Origin of the sequence: Microbacterium sp. GXS0129 (assembly GCF_044769785.1) — a bacterium.
GTDB classification, from domain to species: Bacteria; Actinomycetota; Actinomycetes; order Actinomycetales; family Microbacteriaceae; genus Microbacterium; species Microbacterium nymphoidis.
The window spans coordinates 522,971-535,180 of sequence record NZ_JBIZVZ010000001.1; the positions used below are offsets into that span (position 1 = coordinate 522,971).

Here is a 12,210-nt window from a genome sequence, read left to right on the forward strand (position 1 = left end):
CCGAATATCGGTGTGGAGTGCTGGCGGCGCAGTTTCTGAGACCGCTGGCCGGGGTGGTCTCAGAAACTGCGCCAAGGAGATTGCGGGAGTGCAGGTTATGAGACCAATTGGGGGTTGAAAGGGAGGGGAAGGTGAGGCCGCCGAGAGTCAGGCGGTGCGGGGCGGAGCCGTGGAGGCGCGGACCGACAGGGAGGGGCTGAGCTTGGCGCGCTCCACCGAGACGTCGGGCTCGGTGATGCGCCGGTGCAGCAGGCCGACGGCGGTGCGTCCCACGGCCGTGCGCGGGGGAGCGACGGCGGTGAAGGCCGGCGTGAACATGCGCGCCACCTCGTCGTCGTAGGCGATGACGGACAGGTCCTCGGGAACGGAGATCCCGCGGGTCATGGCCACATCAACGAACGCCAGCGCCTCGGGATCGGGGTGAACGAGCATGCCCGTGACGCCGTGCTCCAGTGCGTCGTCGAGGGTGGCGGCCACCACGGAGCTGAAGTCGGGGCTGTTGCGGTCGGGAAGGTGCGCGGCCACGCCGGTCGAGTCCGGAAGTCCCAGCTCGCGGCACGCCTCCGACCATCCCGCGGCCACCTGCCCCGATGTGGGCGAAGACCGCGACAGCACGAGCGCGATGCGTTCGTGGCCGAGGCTCGCGAGGTGACGTGCGGCCAGCATGCCGCCGAGCGCGTGATCGCTGGATGCGGACTCCATGGGCGACCGATCGGGCCCGCGCCCCTCACGTTCCACGAGCACAGCGGGTACCGGCGCCCGGTGGAGCCACTCGAGCACCTCATCGGCGTGTTCGGCCGCGGTGTTGGGCGCCACGATCAGGCCGACCACGCCGTCATCCTCCACCAGCCGCTCCAGCAGCGGACGTTCATCCTGCAGCTCGTAGGAGGCGCCGCGGATGAGCAGGCGATAGCCGAGGCGTTCCGCCTCCTGCTCGGCACCGCGGACGACGGTGGGCCAGTAGTAGTTCAGCGACGGCACGAGGATGCCGATGGCGTCGCGACCCGCGGCCGGCCGGATGCTCACCGGCGGCAGCGCCGCCGCCTCCGGAAGCTCGGACTCGTGCGCAGGGATCGCGCCGCCGTGCACGCGCAGCACCAGGCCGTCCACCTCGAGCTGCGCGAGGTCACGGCGCAGCGTGACGGGGGTGACGCCGAGCTCCTCGCTCAGCGAGGTCACCTTGACGATCCCGTCGCGCGCGAGCGCGGCGAGGATGTGCACCCGACGCTCGGGGGCCAGCATGCCGGACGACGGCTCTCTCATCGGACTTCCTCAGCTTCAGCTCGTACCAGTTCTACCGTGATCCGCGACTCGCCGTGGCTACCTGCGGGAATCTCGATTCGTGTCACGCTCTCACCCCACACCTCGCGCAGGAGCGGATCATCCAGCGTCCGCACGCTCAGTCGCGCCTCGCCGCCGCTCCAGCGCAGGCGGACATCGCCCGCGCCTTCGATCGGGGTGACGCACGCGCCGCCGGTCTCGAGCCGGACGGTTCCGGCCACCAGCAGGTGCTGCACCGCGGGGACACCGGGGGTCCAGGAATCGACGATGCTCACCGTACCGGTGGCGCGGTCCAGGGCGGCGGAGCGGACCCAGGATGACACCGTGCCCGGAGGGTAGGCGCCGGCCAGCTGCAGCGACATCGTCGAGGCGTCGTCCGACACGCGGGCATCGACGTCGGCGGCGGCGAACTGCGCACCGTGGTCCTGTTCGGCCCCGTCGATCACCGGCACGCTGTGCCATCCGCTCTGCATCGGCCACAGCGTGTACCGCTGCGGCGAGAAGGTCACGGCGGTGTAGGTCGGACGTCCCGCATCGATCAGGACGGGAACCCCGTCACGCGCGACGATGACCTCGCCGACGTCGTCGTGGTTGTGGTTCTCGTCGTTGTTCCCGCCCTTGACGGCGAGGGTGAGACCCGCCGCGGACCCCGCGGCACCGCGTGCCACCAGCACCTCGGTCGAGGGCCAGAACACGTCGCGGGGGAGAGGGGAGCCCAGGGATCGGGCATCTCGCCAGAGGGGATCGGTGATTCCGCGCAGCAGCCGGCCGAGTCCGCTGATCTCCGTCGCCGCCGGAGCCAGCGGGTCCCGGTGCGTCGCGGCGTGCGCTTGCGCCTCGTGGTCCCCGACCGCGCGTGCGGCGCGGTGCAGGGCGTGCCACGGCTGATCGAGCGTGGGGCGGGCCTGGCCGTCGGCCAGATTCAGATACCAGTCGCCGCCGAGGTGGCAACGGTGCGGGAAGGCGACCGTCTCGCGCAGCGCTCCGATCCGCTCTGTGAGCCGAGCACGACCGCCCGTGGCGTGTTCCAGCACGTCGAGCGCCTCCAGGGCCCGCAGCGCCCCGTTCCACCAGTAGGCGTATCCCTCGTCGATCGCGCCGTCCTCGGGAAGCGCGGACACGTATCGGTCCAGACCGTCCACGACCAGCTCGATCACCCGCGCGCGCATGTCGGGGTCGTCGTCGAGCAGCCGGAGCGCGGCCACCAGCACGTTGCCGTGGATCCACGGGTTCCAGTTGTGGGGTGGGCGTTCGAGGCCGATCCAGTGCCAGTCCTGGCGGCGAAGGAACGGTTCGAACACGCGCACCCACGACTCGTGGCGGATACGCGTGCGCAGGCCCGGGTAGCGCGCATCCAGCGCGTCGCCGAGGACGTGGTCCGCCCATGCCAGCTGTGCGACCAGCTCACCCGCGCCCAGATCCAGGAACGGATCGGTCACCGTCGCCAGGACGGCGCCATGGCGCTGACGGGTGTCGTCGTGAGCGGGCCAGCACCATGTGCTCTGCTCGCACAGCAGCCACAGACCGTCCGCGGCTTCGTCGAGCCACACGTCCGCGCCGGTCAGCGCGGCCGCGACCACGGCACGGCTCACGCGCTCCTGGCGGCGGAAGACCGCCCGCTCGTACTCCTCCCGATTGCCGTCGCGGTGATAGCGGGCGGCGTCGCGCGCGAGCGGAACCGGCCACGGTGTGCCCAGATCGGCGGTCGCCGAATCAAGCAGAGCAGCGCGGGTGGTCTCGTCGATACCGTCCCACACGTCGCGATCGGTCGCGGGGGCGACCGGAAGCGCGCTCGCAGCGGGCAGGAGGAGGTTCGTCAGCGATTCCGCGATCCCGAGCTCCGCCAGAGTGCGGGCGATCCGCCCGCGAAACGGCGGCCGGGTGGCGGAAGCCTGCGCTGCGTCGGTCATTCGAACTCCCAAGGACGGAGGTGCTGCGACGACACCGTCGCAGGAAGCGGTTGCTGATCATTCCGGAGACAAGTGAACATCGCCAAACGATCAAAAACGATCATACACCGCGTTGCAATGTTCGATTTGTATTGATAATCTCCGATTCAGATCACAATGATCGTGACCCGCCACACCCGATGAAGGAGCACCGTGGTTCCTCCCCCCGCCGCACCGACCGCAGCCGCCGGTTCATCCGACTGGACGCGTGACGAGTGGGTCGCGTTCGCCGATCGTCTCCTGGACGGAGCCCGTCGCCACGCGTCGCCGGGTGCGGGACGCATCACCCCTCCGGGTGCAGAGGGCGGCTACGGTCACGACGTCGACGGACTCGAGGGTTTCGCACGCACCTTCCTGCTGGCCGGCTTCCGCATCGCGGGCGCCCGCGGCGAAGGCGTGGACGATCTGATCGACTTCTATCGCCGCGGCATCATCACCGGCGTCGACCCGGACGCCCCCGACCGCTGGGTGCGTCCGGATGAGCACGACCAGGCAAAGGTGGAGGCGGCATCCCTCGCGCTGATCTTCGACCTCACCCGCGAGTGGATCTGGGACACCCTCGACGTCGTGACGCAGCAGCGCGTCATCGACTACCTCGCCGTCGTCGTGGGGGATGAGACCTACCCGCGCAACAACTGGCTGTGGTTCCGCATCGTGGTCGAGACCTTCCTGCGCTCCGTCGGCGGTCCGTGGTCGCAGGCCGACATCGATGCGGACCTCGCTCTGCACGACTCCTTCATCCGTGAGGACGGCTGGCTCTCCGACGGCGCCGAGCGCTCCTACGACCACTACGTGGGCTGGGCCCTGCACCTCTACCCGGTGCTCTGGGCGCGCATGGCCGGAGCTCGTGAGATCGGCGCCGACCGAGTGGACGCGGACATCGCACGCCTGGATCGCTTCCTGCAGGATGCCCTCACCCTCGTCGGTGCCGACGGCTCCCCGCTCATCCAGGGCCGCAGCCTCATCTACCGCTTCGCCGCCGCCGCTCCGTTCTGGATCGGCGCCATCGCCGAAGTCCCCTCGGTGTCGCCGGGGGCGCTGCGTCACGCGGCCGATCGCATCGTGCGCCATTTCGCCGACGCCGGTGCTCCGGACACGGATGACCTGCTCTCGATGGGATGGCACGACGAATGGCGCGACCTCGCGCAGTCGTACTCGGGTCCCGCCTCGCCGTACTGGGCGACCAAGGGTCTCGTGGGGCTCCTGCTTCCCGCTGACCACCCCGTGTGGACGGCCCCCGCCGAGCCCCTTCCCGCCGAGACCGGTGGCGACCTCCGCACCGTGCGCTCGGCCGGCTGGATCGTCTCCACCACTGCGGAGGACGGCATCGTCCGTGTGATCAACCACGGAGCGGACCACGCCACCGCGGGCGGCGAGCTCGTCGGGGATTCTCCGCTGTACACCCGCATCGGCTACTCCAGCGCCGTCTCGCCGCTGGCGAACCAGCGCGCGTGGATCGAGCCGCTGGAGCAGTCGGTGGCCCTGGTGGATGCCGCGGGCGCCGCCACGCACCGCGCTCCCATGGACCTGCGCCAGGTCCAGGTACAGGGGGAGACCGGCGTGGCCTCGTCGTCATGGACCGCGCACCTGCTGGGGGAGATCCCGCCGCAGCGCGCGCATGGGTCGGGTCTCGCCGGCGAGATGATCCCGGTCACCGGCATCGAGACGGTTTCGATCGTCCGCGGTCGCTGGGAGGCCCGTCTGGTGCGTGTCGAGGAGAGCGCGGGCTTCGAGCCCGGGGACTGGACTCTCCGCATCGGCGGCTGGGCCCTCGCCGGCACCGAGGTGCACCAGGTGTCCGAAGGAGCTGCCGCTTCCGCCATCCGCGGCGATCTCGTGTCGCGGATCGCCGATCCCACCGGTGCCGCCACCGCAGCCGTCGTGCTGCGTGAGGACGCGAGCCCCCTGGGGCCGATCGCGGCCGTCCCCGTCCTCGAGTTCCCCGTGCGCCCCGGTGAATGGGTCACAGCGGTGCTCGACCTCACCCGCGACGACCAGCCGGCCGGCGCCCCTGCACACGTCCGGATCCCTGAATCCGGCAGCACCGTGACCGTGACCTGGCCCGATGGGGTCACCACCGACACGGAAATCGAAGACATCCGCATCGTCGCGTGACGAGGCGGAACCCCCGCGGATCCACCGGGTCCGTCTTGCAAAGGAGCAGCAACTCATGAACCGCAAGTTCGTAGCAGCAGCGGGACTGGCAACGGTCGCCGCACTCACCCTCGCCGGCTGCGCCGGCGGCGACTCGGGCAACACCGGCAGCACCGGCGGCTCGGGCGAGTCGACCGAGGGTTCGTCGGGCAAGTCCGTCGCGCTCACGATGTCCGCCTGGAACATCTCCTCCACCCCGGAGTTCCAGACGCTCGTCGACGGCTTCGAGGCCGCCAACCCCGGCATCACGATCGAGCTCAAGGAGTACGACGCCGCCGAGTACAACACGCTCATCACCACCGACCTCGCCGCAGGCTCGGGCCCGGACATCATCACGCAGAAGGAGGTCAAGTACCTGACCACCTTCCAGGAGGGCGGTCAGCTGGCCGACGTCTCCGACGTGGAGCTGCCGGACGGCATCTCGGGCGCCGAGTCCTACAAGGTCGACGGCACCGCGTACGCCACCCCGTACCGCAACGACTCGTGGGTGCTCTTCTACAACAAGGCGCTGTTCGAGCAGGCGGGGGTTGCCACCCCCGACGGCACGTGGACCTGGGACGACTACCAGAAGGCCGCTGACGAACTGAACAAGGGCCTGACCGCTGCCGGCTCCTCTGCCAAGGCCGTCTACCAGCACCGCTGGCAGTCCACCGTCCAGGGCTTCGCGAACGCGCAGACCAAGGGCGCGGACATCCTCGAGGGCAAGATCGACCAGTTCGGTCCGTACTACGACCGGACGCTGGCGATGCAGTCCTCGGGCGACCAGATCGACTTCAACACGTCGTCCGCAAACCAGCTCACCTATCAGGGTGAGTTCGGTAAGCAGAACGCCGCCATGGAGCTCATGGGCACCTGGTTCGTCGCGACGCTGATCGCCCAGCAGGCCTCGGGCGATGCCGACGCCTTCGAGTGGGGCATCGCACCCGCACCGCAGGCCGACTCCTCCACTGCGGGCCTGGACAAGACCCCGGTGACCTTCGGTGACCCGACCGGCTTCGGCGTGAACGCCAACGCGGACGCCGAGAAGCAGGCCGCCGCCAAGAAGTTCCTGGCCTACGCCGCCAGCGAGGAGGCCGCCGTCTCCCTCGCCAAGATCGGCATCACGCCGGCGCTGGTGAACGACACCGTCGTGGACACGTACTTCGCGGCGGAGGGCGCCCCGACCGATGACCTCTCCAAGTTCGCGTTCTCGACCCACAAGGTGGTCGCCGAGAACCCGACCTCGCCGAAGACCGCCGCGATCCAGGGTGTCCTGAACGACATGCACTCCGCGATCCTCTCCGGCTCGACCACCGTCGAGAAGGGCCTCGCCGAGGCGAAGGACCGTCTGAAGAACGAGGTCGGCGTCGGCTGACGCCCCCGGTGGCCGGCCCTGCGGGGCCGGCCACCCCTCCACCGTCCGTTTCGCAACCCGGAGGTCTTCATGACGTCTCCCGCCGCCACCCGCAAGGGCGGCACCGGAAAGGGTGAAACACTGCCCCGTCGCCGTTCGCGCCTCGCGCTGCGCAACGCGCTGATCGGGTGGAGCTTCATCCTGCCGAACTTCATCGGCTTCGCAGCCCTCACCCTCGTGCCGGTGATCGTGCTGTTCTACATGTCGCTCACCAACTGGAACGTGTTCGGGGGCAGCCAGTTCGTCGGCTTCGCCAACTTCACGCGCCTGATGGGTGACGGGAGCTTCCAGATCGCGTTCTGGAACACCATCTACTACTCGGTGATGCACATCCCGCTCACGATGATCGTGGCGCTGTCGCTCGCCCTGCTGCTGAACAACAAGATCCGCGGCGTCGCCTTCTTCCGCACCGCCGCGTTCTTCCCCTACATCACCTCGATCGTCGCGATCGCGCTGGTGTGGAATCTGCTCTTCAGCCCCGACGCCGGCCCGATCAACGAGATCCTGCGCGCCATCGGCATCCAGAACCCGCCCGGATGGCTCACCGATCCCGCCTGGGCCATGCCGTCGGTCGTCATCGTCAGCACCTGGCGCGACATGGGCTACTACATGATCCTGTTCCTCGCGGGCCTGCAGACCGTGCCGCGCGAGCTGCACGAAGCCGCACGCATGGACGGCGCGAGCACCTGGCAGCGCTTCGTCAACGTGACGCTGCCCGCGCTTCGTCCCACCACCTTCTTCGTGACCGTCATGCTCACGATCAACTCCTTCAAGGTGTTCGACCTCATCCTCGTGATGACCAAGGGCGGCCCGGGTCAGTCGACCCTTGTGATCAGCCAGTTCATCTACAAGAAGGGCTTCGAGGAGAACCAGTTCGGCTACGCATCCGCCGCGTCGGTCGCGCTGTTCTTCCTCTGCATCATCGTCACGATCATCCAGTTCTTCTGGAACAAGCGGAGGAGCGCCTGATGAGCGAGACCATGGCCGTCACCGTCGACAAGCGGAGCCTCCGCACCCTCGGCGACCGTTCCGTCGGTACCAAGCGGACGCGCCGCACCGTCGGTCGCGTGCTGCTGTACGCGGTGCTGATCGTGTTCGCGATCTTCCTGCTGGTGCCCTTCGCGTGGATGGTGCTCAGCTCCCTGAAGGCGCCCAACGACGTCTTCTCCGTGCCCGTGAAGTGGCTGCCCGACATGTGGGTATGGCAGAACTACGTGGACATCTGGACCAAGTCGAACATCCTGGTGTGGCTGCGCAACACGCTGCTGCTCGCGGTGGTGGTCACCACGCTGCAGATCCTCACCGGCTCATTCGCCGCATACGGATTCGCCCGGATGCGCTTCAAGGGCCGCGACGCGCTGTTCCTGCTGTACATCGCCACCATCGCGGTGCCGTGGCAGTCGTACATGATCCCGCAGTTCATCCTGCTGTCCAACCTCAAGGTGTCCAACACCCTGTGGGCGATCATCCTGCTGCAGGCGTTTGGCGCGTTCGGCGTGTTCCTGATGAAACAGTTCTACGAGACGATCCCGGAGGAGCTCAGCGAGGCCGCCCGCATCGACGGGCTCAGCGAGTACGCGATCTGGCGCCGCATCATGCTGCCGCTGTCGGTCCCCGCCATCGCGAGCCTCGGCCTGCTGACCTTCGTCAACACGTGGAACGACTATCTCGGACCCCTCATCTACCTCCGGAACCCGGATCTGTGGACCATGCAGCTGGGTCTGAAGAACTTCGTCTCGAACCTGTACGACACCAACTACGCGCTGCTGTTCACGGGCCTCACCATCTCGGTGATCCCGATCGCGATCATCTTCATGCTCGGACAGAAGTACTTCGTCGAGGGCATCGCCACGAGCGGCATGAAGGGCTGATCATGAAGCGCATCCCGCACGGACTGTACGCGACCGTCTTCTCGGTGGCCGCCCTCGGACTCATCGTGAACATGCTGCTGCTCGTCGGCGCCCTGCCGCTGGTGTTCCTGCTGATCACGACCGATCCGACCAGGTCCTGGCCGTTGCTGGCCGTCGCGCTGCCGCTCGCGGCACCGGCGCTGTGCGGGGCGTTCACCGCGTTCCGCGAGTACGGTCTGGGCGGTCTCGGACCCGTGCGGGCGTTCTGGCAGGGGGTGCGCGCCGCCGGGCTGCGCGCCCTCGGCTGGGGCGTCGCGGTCACCGCCGTGCTGGTGGTTCTCCTCGTGGACGTGCGCGCGCTGTCGGGCACCGAGTTCGCCGCGGTCCTGGTGCCGCTGCTGCTGGTGCTCGCCGTGCTCGTCGCGGCGATCGGCATCGTCGGTCTCGTGGCCATCGCGGAGGTGCCCGGTGCCCGCTTCGGCGAGGTGCTGCGCTCGGCCGCCGTCCTCGCGGTGCGGCGCTGGTGGCTGACGCTGGCCACCCTGGTGATGCTCGCCGTTCAGTTCGCCGTGTTCACCACGGCTCCCGCTCTCGCCATCGGCATCACGGCAGCCCCGGTGCTGTACGTGGCCTGGTCCGGTTCCCGATACTCCCTGCGGCCGGTGCTTCCCGCCGAGCCCGCTCCCGCGTCGGTCTGACGCATCCGTCTTCGACGCCTCCTACAGAAAGCAGTTCCTCCATGACGTCTCCGTCCCGCGTGAGCATCGACACCGACGCCGCGATCAGCGCCGTGCTCGACACGGTGCGCCGCACCATCGCCGCCTTCCCGCCCGCCGAGGGCGTCTTCCCCGACGACACCACGAACGACGGCGAGCACTACCCGCTGCGTCATGCCGAGAACGGCATCCCCGTCGGCGGCAACGGCGGATGGACCACGTCCTTCTGGCCGGGCATGGAGTGGATCGCGTACCAGCTGACCGGTGACGAGGAGTTCAAGACTGCCGGTCTCGCGCACCTGGCCGACTTCGCCCGTCGCGTGGACGCGGAGGAGGACCTGGAGACCCACGACCTCGGCTTCCTCTACACCCTCGCCGCGGTGGCTCCGTACCGCCTGCTGGGCGATGAAGAGGGACGTCGCGCCGCGCTGTCGGCAGCGAACCACCTGATGACCCGCTTCCTGGAGCCGGCCGGCATCATTCAGGCCTGGGGCACGCTGTCGGACCCCGAGCAGCGCGGTCGCACCATCATCGACAGCCTGATGAACCTGCCGCTGCTGTCGTGGGCGTACGAGCAGACCGGTGAGGAGCGCTTCGCCGACGCCGTCCGCCGTCACGCCACGCAGCTGCGCATCAACATCATCCGCGAGGACGACACCACCTTCCACACGTTCCACTGGGACCCGGAGACCGGTGAGGCCCTGCGCGGCACCACGGCCCAGGGCGCCGCGGACGACTCGTGCTGGGCTCGCGGCCAGGCCTGGGGTATCTACGGTTTCGCGCTGAACCACCGCGCCACCGGCGACCCGGAGCTGCTGGATGCCGCCTGGCGCTGCGCCGACTACTTCCTCGCTCACCTGCCCGAGGACCGCGTCGCCTATTGGGACCTCGTGTTCACCGACGGTTCCGGGGAGCCCCGCGACACGTCGTCGGCGGCGATCGCCGTGTGCGGCCTGTACGAGCTGGCCGACATCGAGGGCCCCGGGGCACGCTCCGAGCGTGCCATCGCGGCGGCCGACGAGATCCTCGCCTCGCTCATCGAGAAGTACCGTCCCACCTCTGCGGACGCTCACACCGTCCTCACCCAGAGCGTCTACAACAAGCGCAACGATCACGGTGTGGAGGAGGGATCGCTCTGGGGCGACTACTTCTTCTTCGAAGCGCTGGCCCGTCACGCCGACCCGGCCTGGCGCCCGGCGTGGTGACGGCATGCGTCTGATCCGTTTCACCACCGGCGGTGAGGTGCACACCGGCGCTCTCACTGCCACCGGTGAGGTCGTCGACCTCACCGGCCAGGGGCTGGCCGCAGATCTCATCGAGATCCTCGGCTCGGACGAGCTGCGCGCACGGGCCGCCGCGATCGTCGAGACCGCTCCGACCATTGGGCGCGACAGCATCGAGACGGTGCTCCCGGTGACGCCGGGGAAGGTGCTCGCCATCGGCTACAACTACCGCGGGCACGTGCCCCCGGGGGCCGACCCCACGGCGGATGATCCCGCCTTCCCCGACGTCTTCGTGAAGACGCCGAACACTCCGGTGTCGGCGTCCACGGGCGTGGTGGTGCCCGCGGTCGCCTCCGAGGTGGACTACGAGGGCGAGATCGGCCTGGTCATCGCCCGCCGTGCGCACCGGGTCCCGGTCGAGGAGGCACTGTCGCACGTCGGCGGGTACGTCATCCTCAACGATGTCTCAGCCCGCGACTGGCAGCGCAAGGGATCGCAGATGACCCTCGGCAAGTGCTTCGACGGCTTCCTGCCGATGAGCGACGTCGTCGTCACGCGTGACGAGATCGCCGACCCGCAGGACCTGCTCGTGGAGGTCGTGCGCGACGGCGAGGTGACGGTGTCGCAGTCCACCGACTCGATGATCTTCCCGATGGCGTTCCTGGTGCATCACCTGAGCCAGGCGATGACGCTCGAGGTGGGAGATGTGATCTCCACCGGCACCCCGCAGAAGCTGCCTGCGGCGCAGGACGCCCACCGGCACATCGTCGCCGGTGACGAGGTCACCGTCCGCGTGACAGGGTTGGGGGAGCTCACCACCCGCTTCATCGCCGATTCCGACCGAACGAACACTGGAGTGAACGCATGATCCTGGACAGCTTCCGACTCGACGGGAAGGTGGCCATCGTCACCGGATCCAGCCGTGGGCTGGGGCAGGGCGCGGCTCTCGCGCTGGCAGAGGCCGGCGCCGACATCGCCCTGCTGAACCGCGGTGACGCCTCCGAGACCGCGGGTGCCATCGAGGCGATGGGCCGGCGTGTCCACAGCGTGCACGCCGACTTCGCCACCGCGACCTCCGCCGACATCGAGGCCGCCGTCGCCGAGATCGAGCGGGAACTCGGGCGCATCGACATCCTCGTCAACAACGCCGGCACGATCCGTCGCGCACCGGCGGCTGAGTACTCCGAGGACGACTGGAACGAGGTGCTCACGGTCAACCTCGACAGCGTGTTCCATCTCTCCCGTGCCGTCGGCAAGCGTCTGCTCGCCCAGGGCAGCGGCCGCATCATCAACGTGGCCTCGATGCTGTCGTTCCAGGGCGGCATCCTGGTGCCCGCGTACACCGCGTCCAAGCACGCCGTGGCCGGGCTCACCAAGGCGCTCGCCAACGAATGGGCCACATCCGGAGTCACCGTGAACGCGATCGCGCCCGGGTACATGGCCACCGACAACACAGCCGCCATCCGCGCCGACGAGGCGCGTGAGGCGTCGATCGTCTCGCGCATCCCGATGGGCCGCTGGGGCACCCCGGCCGACCTGCAGGGCACGTTCGTCTACCTCGCATCCGACGCCGCCTCCTACGTCACCGGGACGATCATCCCGGTCGACGGCGGCTGGCTCGTCCGCTGACCCGCCGAGCTGACA

At 68.9% G+C, this 12,210-nt stretch carries 10 protein-coding genes; 8 read left to right on the forward strand and 2 right to left on the reverse strand.

What is annotated here, in order from left to right; translation table 11 throughout:
* Positions 1-147 precede the first annotated feature (147 nt).
* Positions 148-1,263: a substrate-binding domain-containing protein gene (locus ACIQJ5_RS02275; protein ID WP_231090645.1), complete on the reverse strand. Its 1,116-nt coding sequence runs from the start codon at positions 1,261-1,263 to the stop codon at positions 148-150.
* Positions 1,260-3,191: a hypothetical protein gene (locus tag ACIQJ5_RS02280; RefSeq protein ID WP_402840492.1), complete on the reverse strand. Its 1,932-nt coding sequence runs from the start codon at positions 3,189-3,191 to the stop codon at positions 1,260-1,262. Before ACIQJ5_RS02280 ends, ACIQJ5_RS02275 begins: the two co-directional genes overlap by 4 nt.
* A gap of 192 nt (positions 3,192-3,383) precedes the next feature.
* On the opposite strand from ACIQJ5_RS02280, the gene ACIQJ5_RS02285 reads away from it, so the two are divergent.
* The 8 genes from ACIQJ5_RS02285 to kduD all read left to right on the forward strand — a co-directional run bounded on the left by ACIQJ5_RS02285 (position 3,384) and on the right by kduD (position 12,195).
* Positions 3,384-5,345 carry a DUF2264 domain-containing protein gene (locus ACIQJ5_RS02285; protein WP_402840495.1) on the forward strand — a complete coding sequence of 654 codons (1,962 nt, stop codon included), beginning with the start codon at positions 3,384-3,386 and terminating at the stop codon, positions 5,343-5,345.
* A gap of 55 nt (positions 5,346-5,400) precedes the next feature.
* Positions 5,401-6,738, forward strand: coding sequence for an extracellular solute-binding protein (locus ACIQJ5_RS02290; protein WP_402840498.1), 1,338 nt, complete (start codon positions 5,401-5,403; stop codon positions 6,736-6,738).
* 69 nt (positions 6,739-6,807) lie between these two features.
* Entirely contained in the window at positions 6,808-7,746 is a 939-nt protein-coding gene (locus ACIQJ5_RS02295; RefSeq protein WP_231090641.1) for a carbohydrate ABC transporter permease, read from the forward strand.
* Positions 7,746-8,648 (forward strand): carbohydrate ABC transporter permease, encoded by a 903-nt coding sequence (locus ACIQJ5_RS02300; RefSeq protein ID WP_231090640.1) that lies wholly within the window; start codon positions 7,746-7,748, stop codon positions 8,646-8,648. Before ACIQJ5_RS02295 ends, ACIQJ5_RS02300 begins: the two co-directional genes overlap by 1 nt.
* 2 nt (positions 8,649-8,650) lie before the next feature.
* Positions 8,651-9,325 carry a ferredoxin-NADPH reductase gene (locus tag ACIQJ5_RS02305; protein WP_402840503.1) on the forward strand — a complete coding sequence of 225 codons (675 nt, stop codon included), beginning with the start codon at positions 8,651-8,653 and terminating at the stop codon, positions 9,323-9,325.
* Positions 9,326-9,366: 41 nt separating this feature from the next.
* On the forward strand, positions 9,367-10,548 hold the full coding sequence (locus ACIQJ5_RS02310; protein ID WP_402840506.1) for a glycoside hydrolase family 88 protein: 1,182 nt from the start codon (positions 9,367-9,369) through the stop codon (positions 10,546-10,548).
* 4 nt (positions 10,549-10,552) lie between these two features.
* On the forward strand, positions 10,553-11,434 hold the full coding sequence (locus ACIQJ5_RS02315; protein WP_402840509.1) for a fumarylacetoacetate hydrolase family protein: 882 nt from the start codon (positions 10,553-10,555) through the stop codon (positions 11,432-11,434).
* A complete protein-coding gene (kduD, locus tag ACIQJ5_RS02320; protein ID WP_402840512.1) occupies positions 11,431-12,195 on the forward strand; it encodes a 2-dehydro-3-deoxy-D-gluconate 5-dehydrogenase KduD in 765 nt (254 codons plus the stop codon). Before ACIQJ5_RS02315 ends, kduD begins: the two co-directional genes overlap by 4 nt.
* The last annotated feature ends 15 nt before the right edge of the window (positions 12,196-12,210 follow it).